This is a genomic window from Bacillus cereus group sp. N21 (genome assembly GCF_016483395.1).
GTDB classification, from domain to species: domain Bacteria; phylum Bacillota; class Bacilli; order Bacillales; family Bacillaceae_G; genus Bacillus_A; species Bacillus_A pseudomycoides.
Genome location: NZ_JAEHBX010000074.1, coordinates 1 through 20,508, shown reverse-complemented (window position 1 = coordinate 20,508; position 20,508 = coordinate 1). Strand labels below are relative to the sequence as shown.

The window sequence follows — 20,508 nt, the reverse complement described above, 5'->3', positions numbered from 1 at the left end:
TCCCCTCCAAGTAAAAGTGTAACATCCATGTTTATTCATGGTCTTTTTACACTGTCTACCTTAAGGGGATAATATCATACTATAAAAGTAGCGATTGTCCTTCTTGCCCGATCTGTGAGAAAGAACGAAAACCGGAAAGTGGATTTCTTTCACTTCTCTCGGCACCAGCAAGAAGAGCATTGGAACACAATGAAATAACTTCTTTGCAGCAGCTCTCAAAATGTAGTGAGAAAGAGATTTTACAACTGCACGGTATGGGGTCAGCATCTTTACCAAAACTTAGAACTGCTTTGAAGGAAAGTGGGTTATCATTCAAAGGCTAAACAATAAGAATGATTACACTTATTGAAGCGCGAACAAGAAAATCAAAAGAACGAAAAAAGTAGGAGAACAATTCTCCTACTTTTTTTAAGCCGTTCCAATTTGATCTTGATCTGCAACATCTGAATCGAATGTATTTGTTGCGCTGACACCGTTAAATGTATTAACAACAAAAGCAACATTTGATGCTCCTGAACCGTTATATGCCTTTGTATTTTCCTTAGGAGAGACATTATAGAAGTCACCTAAGTTAAAAGAGCCATTACTATTTTGAACAACGAGGTTTCCAACGACAGAGGGCATGTTATTCACCTACTTCATCAGTCTTCTTTAACATCACTATATGATTTATTTGTTGAAAGGTGCATCTGTGATATATTGGCGGATTTGGAGAATACGTGAATTATTAAATGCGTAGTCAACGGAGCCAATTTGAAAGCAAGCAGCATTTAATAAGGAACGAATCGTAACATCATTGACTTCAATAAAGGGACATTCATTTATAATATTCATTTTGACATCAGTTGATCGAGTGGGAATTGTGATTTCATCATCTGTAAAGATTTCATAAGCATCTAATTTTCCTTCGCCTTTTAAATAGTAAGGAATTTCACGGTGTACAATAAGCGCTCGGCTTTTTAATTCCATCTGTTTTGCGTCGCCAACTTGAAAAACACCAGCAATCCCCATAGAAATAACTTTGGATTGATGAACAACTGAAATGTGCTGAAGCATAAAGCTCCCTCCTTAACCTGGAGTAGTAGGCACGTCAGTTACGAGAGGTATAAATGGACCCCCAGTAACTGATTCGAAAGGTGTATCGAGAATAGAAGAGAGAATGAGAAGGTTCGCATCACCGATTAAAAAAAGTGCAGATGAAGATACCCCGTTCATTTTAATCTGACCAACTTTCATTTCACGATTAATCACGTTAAAATTCATATAAACTTACTCCTTTCGAAAATTGTTCGGTATGTGCTGAATAAAGGAAAGGAATGCTTTATCAATATCTTGTTTCATAGCTTGAATAATTGCATCTTTCATATACTGAGGATCTGATGTAATCTCTTCATACGGTTGTACTTGTGATAAATAGTAAGGAAGGCGATGCTCCATTTGTTTTTTTATATCATCAATCATCATTTGTCGATACATATCATCGAGTGGTGTCCGCTGTTCTTGTTCAAAATGAAGAATTCTATTATATGCTTCTTCATCTAAATAGCGATGCATTTCTTGAATAATGCCTTGATAAAAATCAGGAGTTGTTTGTGTTTCTGGATTTACTTTTAATGTTTCTGTATCTACTTGAAAATCTTCAATTTGTTGTCCTTTAGTTGCGAATGGATTTAAGCCGATATTTAACGTACCATTTAAGTTTTCTACTTTTAATTGATCGAATTTATATTCTACTTTTCCTATAGAAGAGGAGGGCCGGCCTTTTAGTTCATCAAGTTCTTCCCTTAATGTCCGTACTTGCTCTTCTAATGCATGAATTGCTTCTTGTTGTTTTTGAAGAACTTGTTGAAATTGTTGTAGGTAAATATATATATCTTGATTCACTGTGTGAAACCTCCTTTTCAATAGGGAGGGGTGTGTATGCTTGCTCTATATGTTTATGATATAAAGAGCTTAAGAAGAACCCATCATCGGTTTAATAGAAATAATTTGTCCTTTTGATTTCAAGGGGCGAAGTGGCGCTGTAAATCCACCGGTATTGGAAAATTTAGATAATGCTTTAATGCTGCCGGCACTTCCAATTTGAAAAACGGAGGATGTTGTAATGCTCTCAATTCTTATATTGTTAATGATAATACTTTGCTGTACATAAAAGTTCACTTACGAATCGCCTCCTTTAGTTGGATCCAATTATAGCTTGATCGATTATGTCTGTATCATTGACTGTTGTCGCATTTTGATAATTGTATACTGAAATATTTTCACCAACATTAAAAGAACCAGCTCCTGCAAAAGCACGTGAGTAACTAATCGGTCTAATTGCAAATACATCTCCAACATGAAAAATACCACTTGATCCAATGTTAACGATATGAATATGTCCAACCATCGCTGGCATAGCAAACACCTTTCATAAATAAAATTTTTACTGCTGTTATCATCCATGTTCTATATGAAAAATCAATATCCTTTTCTATTATTGTATGGGCGTTTTCATTAAAATGTGTCTTTTTTCAAATAAAAGACACACACTTCATTGTGTGTGTTCGTCTATAGTATAAGTTGAGGTAAAATCCACTTTCAAAAGCCAAACCACATTTAAGAGCCTGTCCAGTTCTTGGCTACAATTCACTGTTTTTTGAGAAGTTATTCCGTAGCGTTCAGCAAAATACATCATTTTCTCACGTTTTTTTTCAATCGCTTGCTCAAACATAGAATCGGCTCCATCTCTTTATAAATTTTAAGTATATATGTAGTACATATTATACAAAAGTTCCATAAAAAAGAAATAGCTTCGATAAAAAAAGTAAAAATTCTACATTTTATTCCAAAATAGCATCGGACAGTGTGAAAAATGAAGAATCTTGTAAAAATTAAAATGTATTGGCAGGTTTTTTTTAAAGGAATGCGAATACAATTACATTGTATGAGTTTTAGGATGGAGAGTGGAAATCATGCGGTTTGTTACAGTGAAGAAGGAAGAGAAAGTATTTGTTGGCATTGTGGATGAGTATGAAGAAAAAGTGCTGCATATTAGAGAAGCACAGCGGCAAAAAGGCGAAAGGATTACAGTTCCTATTACAATGCTAGAGTGTATCGAAAAAGGAAATGCTTTTATTGAAAAGGTGGTAGAAATTATAAATTGGGCAAAGGAAAATGAAACGACGGCGTATTATCCATTGCAAGACGTTAAAATATTAGCACCTATTCCAAGACCAAGAAAGAATATTCTTTGCGTCGGAAAAAACTATCGTGATCATGCGATAGAGATGGGTGGAGAAGAGTCTATTCCGAAAGATATCATGATTTTCACAAAGGCGCCGACGACGGTTATCGGGAATGGAGAGAAAATTCACAGTCATCCGCATGCAACGAGTGAACTAGATTATGAAGGAGAACTCGCAATTGTGATTGGGAAACGTGGAAAACAAATTGCAAAAGATAAGGCGCTTGAATATGTTTTCGGTTATACAATTGTAAATGATATAACTGCTCGAGATATTCAAAGAAAACATAAACAATTTTTCTTAGGAAAAAGTTTTGATACATTTTGCCCAATGGGGCCGTATTTAGTTCATAAGACGGCTATTGAAACCCCGAATCAATTAGATATTGAAACAAGAGTGAACGGAGAGGTTCGGCAAACTTCAAATACTGCAAACATGATATTTTCAATAGAAGATATTATTTCTATTGTAAGTAAAGGGATGACGTTAGAGCCTGGGGATATTATTGCGACTGGAACACCAGCGGGAGTTGGGAAAGGGTTTATACCACCTAAATTTCTAAGCGCTGGTGATGAAGTGACAATAACGGTGCAGCATGTTGGAACGCTTCAAAACCTGGTCAAATAGTACGCTATATATTTGGCTCATCCCTATTCTATTTGCATTTCATAATGCTGAGGAATATTATTTTTTCCCTGAAATGAAATATTTCCAACCGATTCGTATGGAAGAAAACGCGGGGCAAAAACAATATTTCTTCATTGCATTATGTTTGTTAACAAGCATTGTCTTTCTGTTTGTGTGTATTCATTCTATATTTAAAAAGAAAGTCACGCTTTATATATTGCTCGTTATACAAGCGATGATTTTTATGAATGGGTTGTTTCATATCACTGGGGCAATTTTGACAGAAAGATATGTTCCAGGATTGGTAACGGCAGTGATATTCATTATACCTTTTTCATTGTTTTGGTTTCGGAAAGGGATAAGAAATGATTGGTGGGAATTGAAACATGTGATTGTCTCCTGTATAGCAGGTGTGTTGCTTCTATTTCCGGTTATCGTTGGGATATTGCTTTTCTCAAAAATGATTGTTTCATGAAACAAGCTGCCTCGTAAGAGGCAGCTTGTTTTGATTAAGATAATACCGCTTTAATTTTTTGGAATGCCCACTCTAGGTCTTCCTCAGAAATAACAAGAGGTGGTGCGATACGAATTACATTTTCATGTGTTTCTTTACATAATAAACCCGCTTCTTTTAATTTTTCGCAATATGGACGAGCAGGCTCGTTCAATTCGATTCCGATAAATAATCCTTTACCACGGATTTCTGTGATCATAGGATTATCAATTTCTTTTAATTGTCCTACTAATTTTTCACCTAATTGAAGAGAACGCTCTGTTAATTTCTCATCTAATAATACGTCAAGAGCTGCAATAGAAACAGCACATGCAAGTGGATTACCACCGAATGTAGAGCCGTGAGAACCTGGTTCGAATACGCCTAAAATATCGCGATTTGCTGCAACGCAAGAAATTGGGAATACGCCGCCGCCAAGTGCTTTACCAAGTATGTACATGTCAGGAATTATGTTGTCCCAATCACATGCAAATAGTTTACCAGTACGCCCTAAACCAGTTTGAATTTCGTCAGCTACAAATAAAACGTTTTCTTTTTTACATACATCGTATGCTTCTTTTAGGAATCCAGCTGGTGGAATGTTAATTCCTGCTTCTCCTTGAATTGGTTCTAAAATAAATGCAGCTGTATTTGGTGTAATTGCAGCTTTTAATGCTTCTAAATCACCGTAAGGAATCACAATAATGCCAGGAAGCATTGGTCCGAAGCCACGTTTGTATTCTTCATTGGATGACATGGAAACTGCCCCCATTGTACGACCATGGAAGTTATCTTCACAAACGATAATTTCAGCTCTATTTTCTTCTACCTTTTTCACATCATATGCCCAGCGACGTGCTGTTTTGATTGCGGTTTCAACAGCTTCCGCACCTGTATTCATTGGAAGTACCATATTTTTATTTGTTAATTCCGCTACTTTTTCGTACCAAGGACCTAATTGATCACTATGGAAGGCACGTGAAGTTAACGTAACACGGTTTGCTTGTTCAATTAAAGCGTCAATAATTTTCGGATGACGGTGTCCTTGATTTACCGCAGAATATGCACTAAGTAAGTCCATGTAGCGGTTTCCTTCAGGATCTTCTACCCAAACTCCTTCTGCTTTCGAAATTACGATTGGTAGCGGATGATAGTTGTGAGCTCCATATGTGTCTGTTAGTTCGATAATATCTTTTGTTTGAATCATGATTGTTCCCCCTTTTGTTATTACAAGAAGTTTATAAATACTCTAAATATTATATCATTTAAATGTAAAAAAGCGAAATATTTCCTGAAAAGAAGTGAACATGGTATCATATAAAGTGAAGAAGTGTGAAAAGAGGAGGGTGGAATATCGTGACAACACACATGCATATTACAGCGTGGGCACTAGGGCTTATTTTATTCTTTGTGGCGTATTCTATGTATACGGCAGGAAGAAAAGGTAAAGGCGTACATATGGGGCTTCGTCTTGTGTATATCATCATCATTGTAACGGGTTTCTTACTGTATCAAAGCATTATGAAAACAGCAACAGGGAACATGCATATGTGGTATGGCCTAAAAATGTTAGTTGGTGTTTGGGTTATTGCTGCAATGGAAATGGTTCTTGTGAAAACAAGTAAGAAGAAACCAGCAGGGGCGTTTTGGGTTCAATTTATTATTGCGCTTGTTATTGTACTATATCTTGGATTACGATTACCGATGGGATTTTCACCATTTGCGTAAAATAAAACCATCTTATTTTTCTGTAAAGGAGAATAAGATGGTTTTTGTTTAATGGTTTGTCAAATTTGAACTTATATGAAATGAAATACATTTATGAGGTTTGATTACGGAAAAGATAGAGACGAGGTATAGCTATTGTAACAAAAATAAGAAGAATCGCTCGTTCTATAGAGAATGAGTGATTCTTCTTATTTTTGTATTCACGTAGATTCTATATGTAGTTGTTCCCCATTTGTTTTTGTAAATTGAAATATATTCTTATTACAAGTGGAATACCGAACGTAATGATGGTGCAACGAGCAAATCATTTCTTCGTTATCAAATAATAGCAGGTTTACACCTTCACAAGGCCCTTCTTTCGGCTGAAACGATAAGAAATTATGACAATATATACAGTCATATAAAGAATAATTGAAGGACTGCAATGTTTCTGCAAATAACGCAAAAGCGGAATCGGATAGTTCTTCTAACCATTCATGATAACTGAGTAGTAATTTTTTACGAATTCGTATCATTTCACCATTTTGCAATGGATGATGTTCATTTGCAATTTGTAATATGTTTTGTTCGTAGAATCTTGCCGGTAGCCAATTGTTGTTATATAAAACTTCAAATCCATCTTCAATAATATTCTCAAGCAAAAATGCTTCATCATTTTCATCATCAAAGAATATCCATTCATTGTTTATATATTCCACATTCCCAATTGTATGAGCACGCGGTTGATTATACAAAATATGTTTGCGTTGTTTCATTCGTGATTTCTCCTTTTATAGAAGTAGTTATTCCTGTTATGGACAGTTCAGGCATTCTTTATAACTATGGAACACCTAAAGAAAGGTGGGCATAGAATAAAAACATGCTTCATACAGTGAATTTTTTATCCGGACGGAGAAATTCCGTCTGGATCATTAACCCTCATCAACTAGGCTTTTTCGTGCAGTCGTTTCAGTTCAGCCTTTGTGGTTCTATTTGGGTTTTGAACGGAGTAAAGTTATACGGATATAGGATAGGAAGGATGATTTATATGTGCGGGATTACAGGATGGATTGATTATAAGCGGTCGTTAGAAGGTGAAAGAGAAACGGTTACGAAGATGGCAGAAACACTTGCAAAGCGCGGTCCAGATGATACGAATGTCTGGATCAAAAGGCATGTTGCTTTTGGGCATAAACGTTTAATTGTGGTTGATCCTGAAGGTGGGAAACAGCCGATGACATGTACATGTATGAAAGAAGAAGAGTATTACACAATTTGTTATAATGGGGAACTTTATAATACAGAAGATATTCGTAAAGAATTAATGCAAAGAGGTTATAGATTTAAAGGGCATTCTGATACGGAAGTATTATTAGCGTCTTATATCGAATGGAAAGAAGAATGTGTGAATCATTTAAATGGAATATATGCTTTTGCGGTTTGGGATGAGAAAAAAGAACAAGTGTTTATTGCACGGGATCGATTAGGTGTGAAACCATTATTTTATAAATATGAAAACGGAAGATTATTGTTTGCTTCAGAATTAAAAGCTATTTTAGCTCATCCAGATGTAAAGACAGAAGTTACGACAGAGGGACTATCAGAAATATTTGGATTAGGACCGTCTCGAACACCTGGACATGGTATTTATGCAGGAATTCAAGAGCTACGTCCAGGTCATGTTCTTACTTTTTCAAAAGATGGTTTATGTATATGGCGCTATTGGAATGTTGAGAGTAAAAAACATGAACATTCATTTGAAGAAACAGTAGAACAAGTACGGTTCCTGCTTAAGGATGCAATTACAAGACAATTGGTTTCAGATGTACCGTTATGTACATTTTTGTCGGGTGGGGTAGATTCAAGTGCCATTACAGCGTTTGCGGCAATGGCATATGAAAGAGAAGGAAAAGGGAAGTTGCATACGTATTCGATTGATTATGAAGATAATGAAAAATATTTTAAAGCAAATGCTTTTCAACCAAATTCGGATGCACCATTTATTGATTTGATGACAGAAACATTTGGTACAATTCATCACCGCTGTGTGATTTCCAATGAACAGTTAGCGGAGTATTTAACAGAAGCAGTACTCGTTCGCGATTTACCTGGTATGGCAGATATCGATTCTTCATTATTATGGTTTTGCCGAGAAATTAAACAAGATTTTGTCGTCGGTTTGTCGGGCGAATGTGCAGATGAAATCTTTGGAGGTTATCCATGGTTTTACCGGGAAGATGATTTGCAATCAAGTGCATTCCCTTGGATGCGCTCTACAGAGGCACGCGAACAACTCCTGAAAAAAGAATGGCGTGATAAATTAAAACTGCAAGAGTATGTACAACGACGCTACGAAGAATCTATACAGGAAGTGCCGGTTTTAGAAGGAGAAAGTACAATTGAAGCAAAAAGACGACAATTATTTTATTTGAATATGGTTTGGTTTATGACGACATTATTAGACAGAAAGGATCGTATGAGTATGGGAGCGAGCCTAGAAGTACGTGTTCCATTTGCGGATCATCGTCTGGTCGAATATGCGTGGAATATTCCTTGGGAAATGAAAATGTATAAAAATCGCGAAAAAGGTCTATTACGTAAAGCGTTAGAAGGTGTATTACCAAATGATATATTATACAGAAAGAAAAGTCCGTATCCAAAAACGCACAATCCGCACTACACAGAAGCAGTAACAGTGTGGTTACAGAATCTTTTAACGGATAACAACTCAATTTTGCATGAGTTGTTTGATAAAGAACAATTACAAGGGTTGATTCAATCAGGTGGTAGTGCGTTTCAAACGCCGTGGTTTGGCCAGTTGATGACCGGGCCACAACTATTGGCACATTTGGCACAAATTCATGTGTGGTTTAAGGAGTATGGGGTAAATATTAAAGAATAGTAAAAAGCGGCTCACAATCATTGTGAGCCGCTTTTTTTCGCTATTTAACTTGAATATGCATTTCCAGAATATGGGACCTTTGTCTATTCTTAATGTCTCGAAGAAACAACTAATTTGAAAATTCATTAAAATAAAAATATAACAAAAATGTAATAAAAATTAACTTTAATTAATTTTTATTTCGTTTAAATAAAAAATATTACAAATATATTACAAAAAATGTTGATTGTATTGAAATGTCGTAATATAATTCTCCTTGTGGAAATAAAAACACAAATTATTCATTATTTGGGGGATATGGAAAATGAAGAAAACTATTTTACCAGTTTTAATGTCTGCAATGTTTGTAGTTCCTGCAGTATCTCATGCTGAAAACCAAGAAGCTGTAAAACAACTTGCTCCAAAAACAGAACAGGCAATGCAGAAAACAGGTTGGGTAAAAGAGGGGAATACATGGTATTTCTATGATCAAAATGGTGTGAAGAAAACAGGGTGGTTAAAAGATAATGGTACATGGTATTACTTGAATGCGGATGGGGCAATGAAAAGTAATAGCTGGTTAAGTGATGGAGGAAAGTGGTACTACTTTGCTGAAAGTGGAGCAATGAAAACGGGTAATATTTTTAATCAAGGTTCATGTTATTTATTAGGAGCAGACGGTGCGTTATATACGAACGAAGGCTGGGTTCAGTACGAAGGAGAATGGTATTACGTTCACCAAGGGGGAGACCTACACGAGGGCTATCTTGAATATAACGGTAAGGCATATTCCATGGCTATAGAGAGTGGCAAAATGCAAAAGAACATTTGGTTAGGTTCACATCCAGGTGGTAACTATTTTCTTGAAGATGGATCCATGGCAACTGGTTGGAATTTGATTAATAATGAATGGTATTACTTCAAAGAAAGTGGGATACATTTTAATACTTATAATGGTTGGCTAAGTTATAAAGGAAGCTGGTATTACTTTGTGGCTTCTAAGATGCAAACAGGTTGGATTGAAGATAATGGGAATTGGTACTACCTGAATGCAGATGGAACGATGAAAACAGGCTGGTTAAAAGATAAGGGCGCATGGTATTACTTAAATGCAAATGGCACAATGAAAAGCTCAGCAAATGGGTGGAACGAAGGTTGGTTAGATGAAGGAGGAAAGCGTTACTTTTTTGATGACAGTGGTGCTATGCGGACAGGAAAACTAGCTGAAGGTGGTACTGTATGGTATTTCAATCTAGATGGATCAATGGTAACGGGATGGGAATTAGTTGATGGTGATTGGTATTACTTTGATGATAAAACTGGAGCAAGCCACGCAGGTTGGTTAAGTTATAACGGGAAATGGTATTACTTTTATGATGGCCCGATGACAACAGGCTGGGTGCAAGATAATGGCACATGGTATTACATGAATACAGATGGAACGATGAAAACAGGATGGCTACAAGAAAATGGCACATGGTATTATTTACAGTCTAGCGGTGCGATGGCAACAGGTAAACATTTCATTGATGGGAAATGGTATTCATTCAAAGATAACGGCGCTATGATGTAACGAAAGTTTTTTTATGAGTATGTAGGATACTAGATACATATTTTAAGAGATTTTTACAACGAAAGAAGACACTTGTTAGAGTGTCTTCTTTATCATTTTAACCGAGAAGACTCACTCCTCTAAACGAAGTGAAGGTAGGGGTAGTTGAATATTCTCTATGAATCTATAGAAGAGAAATGAAAAGGGACAGACCTTCCAAGGGAAGAGATCTGTCCGAGAGTAAATATAGTTAATGAATCAATTCCTCATTTAGCAAACACATGATTCCCAATTACTGCAACAGTTTGGCGTGTCGTAATCCATTTGTCGGTAGAGGTTTTTGGATTATAAAAATAAAGCCAATCAGAATTAATTCCTTTAGTAGAAATTGCTTCTTCTACCGCCATTCTCGCTTCGCGGGTTGCTGGTTGATCAATTCTTCCATCTGTAACTGGTGTAAAGGCATAGCCGTATTTAATAGGTTCATAAATAACATCGGTAATTGTATTTGGAAATCCTACTGCATCAACGCGATTTAATATAACTTTGGCCACTGCGACTTTCCCAGCGTAAGGCTCTCCTCCGGCTTCGGCAGTGACCAAACGAGCCATTAAGTCCAGTTCTTGTTCTGAAATACCTGTCGTAATAATTAAGTGTTGACCTGCATAAATCCGATCACCGTTTGTATTGTTAGCTTGTCTAATTGATTGTATGGATACATTGTATCGTTTTGCGATAGCTTCTAATGTATCTCCTCGTTGAACTTGATAAACAATTTGAGCTGAATGATTTGAAGCTGCCACATCTTTTTGTTGTGTAGATTCGCTTGATGAAGGCGAGACTGGAATGGTTAATTGTTCTCCAATATAAATTCGATCATTCGTCTTATGATTCGCTTGTTTAATGGCTTGAAGTGAAACTCCATAGTGGGTGCTGAGATCCCAGAGAGTGTCATTCTTTTTAACAGTATAAACCGTTGCGGCATTAGCTGTTCCTTGATTAGATACGAGTGTAATTGTTGCAGCAGATATAGGTAGCAAATGTTTCACCTTATGTAACTTCATTCGAAAAAAACCTCCTGAAAATAGTTGAGATATACTTAGTTGTGAATAAAAATTCACAAACTAGAATGTTTATTGGTTATTCGTGGTTAAGTTATTTATATACTAACAAATTGAATGAGTATCGTCATTAATTGTGTATCAACATATTAATGATCTTTATGTAACTGAATATCTTAATGATCTTATATCTTACGTATAATTTTTATTCATTTGTTATTCATTTTATTTTGATTTTAGAATGTTAACTGTTACATTTTTATCTCGCTATTTACGGACAGTAAGACCCTATCTCAAAATTCAGTGGAAGCAAACCAGAATATGACAAATGATATTAAATAAATTGTCAAATAAAATTAAAAATCATATTATAAATAATACTTATTTATAATTATTATTTTGACGTACTCATTATCGATTGGTATACTGGAAACGAATGTTCTTGAAAAAGATTCTCATTTCTGATATTGAGGTGAATATAGATGAATAAGAAGAAAATAGGTTTACTTGTGATGGCGTACGGAACGCCAGAATCACTTGAGGATGTAGAGGCATATTATACGCATATTCGTCATGGACGTAAACCATCTCAAGAAGCGCTTGATGATTTAGTGGGGCGTTATAAAGCGATTGGTGGTATTTCACCACTTGCGAAAATTACAAAGGAACAAGCTAGAAAATTAACAAATGAGTTAAATAAGAGTTTTTCAGAATTTGAATTTGTATGTTATTTGGGACTAAAACATATCGCTCCATTTATTGAAGATGCGGTGGAAGAGATGAAGCGGGATGGTATTGAGGAAGCAATTAGTATTGTGTTAGCACCTCATTATTCAACTTTTAGTATTAAAGCGTACAACGAGCGTGCCGAAAAGATTTCTGAGAACATAAATGGTCCTGTTATAGAGCCGATTGAGCAATGGTACGATGAACCGAAATTTATTGCGTATTGGGCAAACCGAATAAAAGAAACATTTACTAGAATTACAGACGGGGAGAAAGCTGTTGTAATTTTTTCAGCGCATAGTTTACCGGAGAAGATTATTGCAGCAGGAGACCCGTATGTGAAGCAACTACAGCATACGGCAGATTTAATTGCTGAAGCAGCAGGTATTCAAAATTATACAATTGGCTGGCAAAGTGCAGGAAATACACCAGATCCATGGATTGGACCAGATGTACAAGATGTAACGAAAGATTTATACGAAAAGCATGGTTATGAATCTTTTGTATACTGTCCTGTCGGGTTTGTGGCAGAACATTTAGAAGTGCTGTATGACAACGATTATGAATGTAAAGTTGTAACAGATGAACTAGGTGCATCCTATTTCAGACCAGCTATGCCGAATGCTCAAGACTTATTTATTGATTGTTTAGTAGAAATTGTTTCCAAAAAAGTGAATAAAATAATTGACAAAAAATTAATTTTGAACAATAATTAAATTATAATAATTTTAAATAAGTAATTATTATTATGAAATGATAGGAGGTTCCTCTTGATGAATCCAAATAATCGCTTAACAACAAACCAAGGTGCTCCGGTAGGGGATAACCAAAATTCTCGTACAGCTGGTCGCCGTGGACCGGTATTATTAGAAGATTATCATTTAGTAGAAAAACTTGCTCATTTTGATCGTGAACGTATTCCAGAACGTGTTGTTCATGCGCGTGGCGCAGGTGCTCATGGTGTTTTCGTAACGAAAAATAGCATGAAAGCATATACGAAAGCAGCGTTTTTACAAAACGAGGGAACAGAAACACCTGTATTCGTTCGTTTCTCAACGGTTATTCATGGGCAAGGTTCTCCGGAAACAGCTCGTGACCCACGTGGTTTCGCTGTAAAGTTTTATACAGAGGAAGGAAACTATGATATCGTTGGTAACCATTTACCAGTTTTCTTCATTCGTGATGCAATTAAATTCCCTGACATGGTGCACTCTTTAAAACCAGCGCCAGATACAAATATTCAAACTCCAGATCGTTACTGGGACTTCATGACTTTGTCTCCAGAGTCTACACACATGATGACATGGGTATTCTCTGATTACGGTACGCCAGCAAACTATCGTCAAATGGAAGGTTTCGGTGTGCATTCATTTAAATGGATTAGTGCAGAAGGTAAAATGGTTTATATTAAATATCATTGGAAACCACAGCAAGGTGTTCGTAACTTGAGTGCAAAAGAAGTAGAACAAGTACAAGGAAAAGACTTCAACCATGCAACTCGTGATTTATTTGATGCAATCGAGCGCGGAGATTATCCAAAATGGGATCTTCACGTACAGGTAATGCAACTTGATGAAATGGATTCTTTAGACTTTGATCCATTAGATCCAACAAAAGTATGGCCAGAAGATCGCTTTCCATTAATAGAAGTCGGAACAATGACGTTAAATCGCAACCCACAAAACTTCTTTGCAGAAGTAGAGCAAGCTGCGTTTACTCCAAGTGCGACTGTACCTGGTATTGAACCGTCTGAAGATAAATTATTACAAGGACGTTTATTCTCTTATCCAGATACACAGCGATACCGTCTTGGTGCGAACTACTTACAAATCCCTGTAAACTGCCCATATGCAGCTGTTCGTAATCAACAACGTGATGGTGCAATGCAAATGAATCAACAACCATCAACAATTAACTACGAGCCAAGTCGTCATGCTGAAAATCCAGTTGAGGATCCAGCATACCGTGATTCAACTATGAAGCTTGAAGGTTATGTATCTCGTGAAAAAATCGATAAACCAAACGACTTCCAGCAAGCGGGTGAGCGTTACCGTTCATTCTCTAAAAAGGAACAAGATAACTTAATTGCCAACTTAACAAACGATTTAAAAGATGTGCATGAGCAAACAAAATTACTTGCAATCTGTAACTTCTTCCGTGCAGATCGTGATTACGGTATGCGCTTAGCAAAAGCATTAAACGTTGATATTTCAGCGTATGTAGGAAATCCTAAGAAATAATAATATTCCTGGTTCTATTTTATTCTCAAATTTTAATTGCTATATGTGTCTACTAATATAATGAATAAAAAGACGGCTGAATTTTCAGCCGTCTTTTCTTTTAAAATACTTATAAGAACTTTATTTTTTATTAGATTTTTTACTTTCTAAATTCGAATTTAAAAAGAGATGAATGAGAATATCGTGTATCGATTATATAAATCCATTTTGTTTTTTCGACATATAAATCGCTGCTATGAAGAAGAAAAGGGGATTTAAAATTATAGGTAGTGCACAAAGATCAATGACTGGAGAAGCCTCAGTCTATTACCCTAAAATTCATGTTCTTCATGGATTAGGGCCAATCGTTCCGCCTTCAGACATAGCCTTCCGAAAGGCTGCTTTTGGATACATGCTCTAATAAAACATAGACGATAAGTACCTGAGGTAACAAATAAAAAGGTTTATCTCGTATTAAAAAGAGATAAACCTTTTTCTATTATAAAAGTTATATACTTATAAAATGCATCACTTAGCCTCTTTTTGTATTGCCACCTCGCCTAGTGATTTCTCACTATATTCATAAGCCTTCTCACCGTGCATAGAAATATCCAAACCCATTTGCTCTTCATGCTCATGCGCGCGAACGGGAAGGAAGAAACTAATTCCTTTAATAATGGCGTACGTCATCACGATTGTAAATGCATAAGTCGCTCCAATTGCAGCTAGCTGTTTCCAAAGGAGTACGGCATTTCCATAAAATAATCCATCAGCGCCGCCGCTATTTACAGAAGTGGTTGCAAATAGTCCTGTTGCAATGCCGCCCCATGTTCCGCCGATACCGTGACATCCAAATGCATCAAGTGCATCATCATAGCCAAGTTTATGTTTTAAAAAGAAGACAGCTCCGAAGCAAAGAACGCCTCCGATCGCTCCGATTAAAAGAGCGGAGAAAGGAGTGACGAATCCGCAAGCTGGTGTAATAGCAACGAGGCCTGATACAGCGCCGCAAGCCGCTCCCATTACAGTCGGTTTTGATTGGAAGAACCACTCTGCTAAGATCCATGTTAAAGCGGAAGCTGCGGCAGCGGTATTTGTATTAATGAATGCAGTCAGTGCTACATCGTTCAGTGTAAGGGCGCTACCGACGTTAAACCCGAACCATCCAAACCATAATAAGCCTGCGCCTAAAAGTGTAAAGGGGAGATGGTGAGGAGAAGATCCGTTTACGTCTTTTCGCTTACCGAGGAAAATCGCTAATACAAGCCCAGCGACACCGGATGTGATATGGACAACGTTACCGCCAGCGAAATCTAATGCTCCGAGTTCGCGAAGCCATCCGCCAACGCCCCATACCCAATGGGCAACGGGATTATAAACGATTGTCGTCCAAAGAAGGATGAAAATGAGAAAAGCGGAAAATCGCATTCTTTCAGCGAATGCTCCTGAAATGAGCGCTGGTGTTAAGATTGCAAACATAAGTTGAAACATCATAAATAAATTGTGAGGAATAGTAGCGGAGTAGTCTGCGTTTGGCGCGTAAGTTACGTTTTGTAAGCCGAACCAATCTAATGTACCAATGACGCCATTCCAATCTGGCCCGAATGATAAAGAATAACCGATAAAAATCCATTGAATGGAAACAATCGCCATCGCGCTATAGCTATGCATTGTAGTACTCAGTACATTTTTGCTACGAACCATCCCGCCGTAAAAAAGTGCCAAACCTGGCGTCATAATCATAACCATTACCGTCGCTAAAAATAAAAACACAGTATCTCCCATGTTCATTCTTTTCCCCTCCTATAATGTTATAAAATATTACATTCAATGTTATGTTTCATATCATATTCAATAATAAATAAAAAATCAACATGTTTTTTGGAAAATTTAAAATGTTACGTGAGGAAACCTAACATGTCGTTTGTGTAAGTGCGGTTTGTTCGGAAAATTGATATACTATTCTTACAATTAAAAAGAAGTTGAGGGATATTATGTGAAGAAGATATGGAGAAGAGGAGTGTTGATTTGTTTTTGTATGGTATTTGCTTTCTTAGCGCCTATACATACATTAGCGGAAGAAAAAAGAGAGTGGCAAGATGAAGTAGTATATTCTATTATGGTTGACCGTTTTAATAATGGAGATGCAAAAAATGATAAACAGCTTGATGTAGGGAATTTAGAAAGATACCAAGGGGGAGATATACAAGGGATTGTAAAGCGAATAGATTACATAAAAGAGATGGGATTCACTACTATTATGCTTTCGCCAATTTTTAAAGGTGAAACGTATGATGGGTATGGTATGGTTGATTTGCAAAAAGTGAATGAACATTTTGGGTCAATGCAAGATGTGAAACAACTTGTACAAGAAGCACATAAACGAGATATGAAAGTGGTGTTTCAATTTGTTGTAGAAAAAGAGCAAGAAACGCTTATTGATTCGATAAAATGGTGGATGACAGAAGCAAACATAGATGGAAGTTATCTTATGCATAGTAAAGAAATATCTCGTGCCTTTTTAAATACAGTAAAACAAAGTGTTCAAGGAATAAAAAAAGATTTCCTCGTTATGACTGATGAGGGAGAGGGTATACATAATGAGTACTATAAGCACATAACAGATGTCTTTACGAAAACGGATACACCTATTAAACCACTTTATGACGTTAGTTTAATCGAAAATGGTAAAGTAACAAGTAATTTTTTAGATAATCAAGACACAAAGCGGTTTGTCAGAATCGCGAAAGAGAAAGCGTATTATCCGCCGGCTCGTTTAAAACTTGCGCTTACTTATTTATATACAACACCAGGGATGCCGATTGTGTACTACGGAACGGAAATTGCGCTTGATGGCGGGGGAGTGCCAGATAATCGCCGCTTAATGGATTTTAAAACAGATGAAAAGTTTTTACAGTATGTAACGAGATTGGGAGAGGTTCGTCAAAAATTCCCTTCTCTTCGCCGTGGGACATTTGAGTTGTTATATGATAAGACTGGGATGAGTGTGCTAAAAAGGACGTATAAAGATGAAGTGACACTTGTTGCAATTAACAACACGAAAGAGACACAAAAAGTTTCACTTTCGGCAAATGAGATAGGAGAAAATCGAGAATTAAAGGGATTATTGGAAGATGAAATCATTAGAGAAGAAGATGGGAATTATTATCTCGTATTGAAGCGAGAAGAAGCAAATGTATATCAAGTTAGAGAAAAAACGGGGATTAATTGGATCTTTATTTCTTTATTAATTGGTGTAAATGTTTTGTTTATTGCTTTTTTAATCGCGGTAAAGAAAAAGAAGAAATAATAGGAGAGGGTAGGTTTTAGACTATATACAAGCCGTAGTTATGAAAATAAAAGGAGATTATGAAGAACACCTCCAATTGTTAGACACAGTTTAACAATTGGAGGTGCTTTTTAATTTACAATCGAAGAGAAGTTAAAGGCTGTAAAACGTTATTTAAACGGTTCAGAGATCCGAAAAGACATCGCCGATTCTATTTAAGTAGCTCCTCCTGTTCTGCGAGCATGGGTTCAACAGTATCAATTTCATGGTGAAAAAGCTTTTTATGCTTTAGTATGTAAATGTAATTGCCGCCAATGAATACCCTTTTTGTGCATTATACGGTTCTATTTGATAAATTTGTTTTTTGGCTTATTCTTTATCTCACCTATTTACTAAACTACTACCACTTGCAAAATTGGATGGATTCTCCTGAATACAAAACTAATGTTCATTTATTTTAGTAGGTGTCTCTCATAGTTCCTAGGATAAAAAGACATACCTATAGTTTAATAACCTTTAATTTTGCAAGCGTTTTCATTTTTAAGAATCATTATAAGCTACATTTTCACGAAACATCTGTTAACATTATATAGGGCTATTAAGGTATCTTGAATATTAAGTATTAGCTACTACCTTCTATAAATTTTAATAATAAGCCTCTACTATTTGTAACTTATTTGTGTTTTACTTTCAATATGTAGAGTCCTAAAACAACAAATGATATTCCTATATATGATGTAATTGGAAATTTTCCTCCTGTTGATGGTAAGTAATATTGTTCTTGACTTACATGCTCTTTTTCTTCTGTGTACTCTTTATTTTGTATATCATCAGATTGTTTAGTGTTTTTATATGTATCATGTATTTTTGTAACTTGCAGCTCATTTTTTATTTTTTTATTCTTTATTTCTATTTTTGCTATTTCGCCGTTCTTTACTTCCATTCTCTGTATTGTAGGGTCCAGTACATAACCCTCTGGTGCCTGAATTTCTTTTATAATATATGTACCAATAGGAAGCTGATTTAATAGTGCAACTCCATCTTTAGTTGTAGTGATTTCTTTCCTAAAATCGCCATTTTCACTTGCAACCTCAAATGCCGCTCCTTTTAAAGTTTCTCTATTCTCTCCTACCTTCGTAATTTTTAGAGATCCTAATGATTCCCATTGCACTGCTATATCAGTACTACTTTTTTCACTCATTCTTGGCAATAAAGCTGTGGTATTTTGAACCTTTTGTTTGCCATCAAAAATAACTGCTTGTAAACTTTGCAATTTTGTATGTACTCTTAGTTTGAAAGTTCCATTTGTCGATTTTTTTGGAATTAAAATTTTAAATTTTTCCTTTATAGAGAATTCATTCTTTTCTTCACCTTGTTCATTTAAAATTTTCACTCCTTCTGGTGCCCCCTCCAATTGAACGGAATATACTCCAGATAAGGCATTTGATTGAACCGTATATAATTTGGTTTCAAGATAGTCCCCATTTTGCTCTACTGTCTGTTTTTCATTAGGTATTATGTTTAAGTATGTTTCCTGTACTTCAGTACCTTTAGAAGCTTTGTCTATCAGCTGTTTTACAAGATTATATACCGGTTGGTTCTCTGGTTTTGAATCAGCAATTTCGATTTTTTTAGATGCAACCCAGATAGCTAATTGAGTTGCATAGTATGCTTCCTCTTTTGTAGAAACCCCCAGTTCAGCTGGTGTTTTTTGAGGATAGCCATAAAGTAAAACACGATATACAAAATCATTTTCTTTCCCGATTTCAGGAAGTTCCTCTCCGTTTGGTGAATTCAAATCAGGTGATAAACAATATGCAACATCTTTTGATGAAGTTTTTAAGAGATCTGCCTTTATTTTTACTTCAGCACCTTTGAATTTAATGTGATTCCAGTTAATTTGAAACTTTTCTTGATGTATTATCTCAGCTGCTGCTTGTGGAATAGAAACTCCTAGCAACATAATGATTAAACTTATAATTCCAAACCATTTTGTTAATACTTTGCGTTTCATTTCATTCCCACCATTCATTAAAGTTTTAGTAATAAATATGTACATGTTAATTTTTTTTACTTCGGATATTTCAGTTTGATTATTCTGAAAATTTAAATTAAAATAATGGTTATTTTAGAATCTTATAATGTCTGACAATATTTGTTGACTTATCTGAGCTATAACCTTTATTAAGATTACTATGTATTGGACTAACTTTCTTGATATAAATATTATTCTATACTATTAAAAATCTTTTCAAAAAAATGAGTTTTGAAAGGTGAAATCTAGCTATTTGAAAATAAACACAATTAATAATTCGTTTATTAGATGAACGTTTTTGGTATTCAATCCGCTCTTTAAAATTACCTTTACTTATTTTCTGAAAATTTAGCCATATTTTATGTTTATTATATTCAGAAAATAGATGGTTTGCAATCTGTTTTCATATGCAATATTGCATACGAAGTTATTATATTTTTATGTTATAATTTATAATTTTATATATAAGGAATATCATGGGTAGAATAATGGATTTTATCATTTTAACCGAGAAGACCCCCTCCTCTAGACGAAGTGAAGGTGGGGGTCTTCTCGGTTTTTTTCTTTTTAAAGAAAACGTCTCTTTTTTGCAGAACGTATGTTTGTTCCGGTGCATAATGATCTTATCAAATAAAATGAGGTGAGAACAGGTGAAGAAAGCGTATTTTTCGAAACGGATCTATAAGATAGA

At 35.6% G+C, this 20,508-nt stretch carries 21 protein-coding genes; 9 read left to right on the top strand and 12 right to left on the bottom strand.

Going from position 1 to position 20,508, the window contains the following annotated elements; genetic code table 11:
• Nucleotides 1-68: 68 nt before the first annotated feature.
• Nucleotides 69-323 (top strand): RNA polymerase alpha subunit C-terminal domain-containing protein, encoded by a 255-nt coding sequence (locus JDS96_RS25830; protein ID WP_199668480.1) that lies wholly within the window; start codon nucleotides 69-71, stop codon nucleotides 321-323.
• 85 nt (nucleotides 324-408) lie between these two features.
• Here JDS96_RS25830 and gerPF read toward each other — a convergent pair whose 3' ends face one another.
• The 7 genes from gerPF to JDS96_RS25795 form a co-directional block, all read right to left on the bottom strand.
• Entirely contained in the window at nucleotides 409-624 is a 216-nt protein-coding gene (gerPF, locus tag JDS96_RS25825; RefSeq protein ID WP_003195867.1) for a spore germination protein GerPF, read from the bottom strand.
• Nucleotides 625-669: 45 nt separating this feature from the next.
• On the bottom strand, nucleotides 670-1,056 hold the full coding sequence (locus JDS96_RS25820) for a spore germination protein GerPE (RefSeq protein ID WP_098125537.1): 387 nt from the start codon (nucleotides 1,054-1,056) through the stop codon (nucleotides 670-672).
• 12 nt (nucleotides 1,057-1,068) lie between these two features.
• Nucleotides 1,069-1,263 (bottom strand): spore gernimation protein GerPD, encoded by a 195-nt coding sequence (locus tag JDS96_RS25815; RefSeq protein WP_098125536.1) that lies wholly within the window; start codon nucleotides 1,261-1,263, stop codon nucleotides 1,069-1,071.
• Nucleotides 1,264-1,269: 6 nt separating this feature from the next.
• The gene (gerPC, locus tag JDS96_RS25810) at nucleotides 1,270-1,884 is read right to left on the bottom strand and encodes a spore germination protein GerPC (protein WP_199668478.1); all 615 of its coding nucleotides are present in this window, start codon (nucleotides 1,882-1,884) and stop codon (nucleotides 1,270-1,272) included.
• 69 nt (nucleotides 1,885-1,953) lie between these two features.
• Nucleotides 1,954-2,160, bottom strand: coding sequence for a spore germination protein GerPB (locus JDS96_RS25805; RefSeq protein WP_098102085.1), 207 nt, complete (start codon nucleotides 2,158-2,160; stop codon nucleotides 1,954-1,956).
• Between the two features lie 16 nt (nucleotides 2,161-2,176).
• On the bottom strand, nucleotides 2,177-2,398 hold the full coding sequence (locus JDS96_RS25800; RefSeq protein ID WP_006093916.1) for a spore germination protein: 222 nt from the start codon (nucleotides 2,396-2,398) through the stop codon (nucleotides 2,177-2,179).
• A gap of 135 nt (nucleotides 2,399-2,533) precedes the next feature.
• Nucleotides 2,534-2,713 (bottom strand): aspartyl-phosphate phosphatase Spo0E family protein, encoded by a 180-nt coding sequence (locus JDS96_RS25795; protein ID WP_097850254.1) that lies wholly within the window; start codon nucleotides 2,711-2,713, stop codon nucleotides 2,534-2,536.
• Between the two features lie 241 nt (nucleotides 2,714-2,954).
• Between JDS96_RS25795 and JDS96_RS25790 the strand changes: the two genes are divergently transcribed.
• The gene (locus JDS96_RS25790) at nucleotides 2,955-3,854 is read left to right on the top strand and encodes a fumarylacetoacetate hydrolase family protein (protein ID WP_199668477.1); all 900 of its coding nucleotides are present in this window, start codon (nucleotides 2,955-2,957) and stop codon (nucleotides 3,852-3,854) included.
• Nucleotides 3,823-4,329, top strand: coding sequence for an HXXEE domain-containing protein (locus JDS96_RS25785; RefSeq protein ID WP_097833663.1), 507 nt, complete (start codon nucleotides 3,823-3,825; stop codon nucleotides 4,327-4,329). Before JDS96_RS25790 ends, JDS96_RS25785 begins: the two co-directional genes overlap by 32 nt.
• A gap of 34 nt (nucleotides 4,330-4,363) precedes the next feature.
• Here JDS96_RS25785 and rocD read toward each other — a convergent pair whose 3' ends face one another.
• Nucleotides 4,364-5,554 (bottom strand): ornithine aminotransferase, encoded by a 1,191-nt coding sequence (gene rocD / locus JDS96_RS25780; RefSeq protein WP_003195875.1) that lies wholly within the window; start codon nucleotides 5,552-5,554, stop codon nucleotides 4,364-4,366.
• A 161-nt stretch (nucleotides 5,555-5,715) separates the two neighbouring features.
• On the opposite strand from rocD, the gene JDS96_RS25775 reads away from it, so the two are divergent.
• Nucleotides 5,716-6,075 carry a YisL family protein gene (locus JDS96_RS25775; protein WP_033671045.1) on the top strand — a complete coding sequence of 120 codons (360 nt, stop codon included), beginning with the start codon at nucleotides 5,716-5,718 and terminating at the stop codon, nucleotides 6,073-6,075.
• Between the two features lie 200 nt (nucleotides 6,076-6,275).
• Here the strand turns inward: JDS96_RS25775 and JDS96_RS25770 are convergent, their stop codons facing one another.
• On the bottom strand, nucleotides 6,276-6,830 hold the full coding sequence (locus tag JDS96_RS25770; RefSeq protein ID WP_199668476.1) for a DUF2777 domain-containing protein: 555 nt from the start codon (nucleotides 6,828-6,830) through the stop codon (nucleotides 6,276-6,278).
• 272 nt (nucleotides 6,831-7,102) lie between these two features.
• On the opposite strand from JDS96_RS25770, the gene asnB reads away from it, so the two are divergent.
• Nucleotides 7,103-8,956, top strand: a complete 1,854-nt coding sequence (asnB, locus tag JDS96_RS25765) for an asparagine synthase (glutamine-hydrolyzing) (RefSeq protein WP_199668475.1) — start codon at nucleotides 7,103-7,105, stop codon at nucleotides 8,954-8,956.
• Nucleotides 8,957-9,260: 304 nt separating this feature from the next.
• Nucleotides 9,261-10,508, top strand: coding sequence for a glucan-binding protein (locus JDS96_RS25760; protein ID WP_199668474.1), 1,248 nt, complete (start codon nucleotides 9,261-9,263; stop codon nucleotides 10,506-10,508).
• Nucleotides 10,509-10,753: 245 nt separating this feature from the next.
• Here JDS96_RS25760 and JDS96_RS25755 read toward each other — a convergent pair whose 3' ends face one another.
• Nucleotides 10,754-11,551 (bottom strand): LysM peptidoglycan-binding domain-containing protein, encoded by a 798-nt coding sequence (locus JDS96_RS25755; protein WP_003206152.1) that lies wholly within the window; start codon nucleotides 11,549-11,551, stop codon nucleotides 10,754-10,756.
• 479 nt (nucleotides 11,552-12,030) lie between these two features.
• On the opposite strand from JDS96_RS25755, the gene hemH reads away from it, so the two are divergent.
• Together hemH and JDS96_RS25745 are read left to right on the top strand one after the other, a co-directional pair.
• The gene (gene hemH / locus JDS96_RS25750) at nucleotides 12,031-12,990 is read left to right on the top strand and encodes a ferrochelatase (RefSeq protein ID WP_199668473.1); all 960 of its coding nucleotides are present in this window, start codon (nucleotides 12,031-12,033) and stop codon (nucleotides 12,988-12,990) included.
• Nucleotides 12,991-13,047: 57 nt separating this feature from the next.
• Nucleotides 13,048-14,514 (top strand): catalase, encoded by a 1,467-nt coding sequence (locus JDS96_RS25745; protein ID WP_199668472.1) that lies wholly within the window; start codon nucleotides 13,048-13,050, stop codon nucleotides 14,512-14,514.
• Nucleotides 14,515-15,021: 507 nt separating this feature from the next.
• Here JDS96_RS25745 and JDS96_RS25740 read toward each other — a convergent pair.
• Nucleotides 15,022-16,284, bottom strand: a complete 1,263-nt coding sequence (locus JDS96_RS25740; RefSeq protein ID WP_199668471.1) for an ammonium transporter — start codon at nucleotides 16,282-16,284, stop codon at nucleotides 15,022-15,024.
• A gap of 247 nt (nucleotides 16,285-16,531) precedes the next feature.
• On the opposite strand from JDS96_RS25740, the gene JDS96_RS25735 reads away from it, so the two are divergent.
• The gene (locus tag JDS96_RS25735) at nucleotides 16,532-17,803 is read left to right on the top strand and encodes an alpha-amylase family glycosyl hydrolase (protein WP_199668479.1); all 1,272 of its coding nucleotides are present in this window, start codon (nucleotides 16,532-16,534) and stop codon (nucleotides 17,801-17,803) included.
• Nucleotides 17,804-18,455: 652 nt separating this feature from the next.
• Here the strand turns inward: JDS96_RS25735 and JDS96_RS25730 are convergent.
• Nucleotides 18,456-19,796 carry a SpaA isopeptide-forming pilin-related protein gene (locus JDS96_RS25730; protein ID WP_199668470.1) on the bottom strand — a complete coding sequence of 447 codons (1,341 nt, stop codon included), beginning with the start codon at nucleotides 19,794-19,796 and terminating at the stop codon, nucleotides 18,456-18,458.
• Nucleotides 19,797-20,508: the final 712 nt, after the last annotated feature.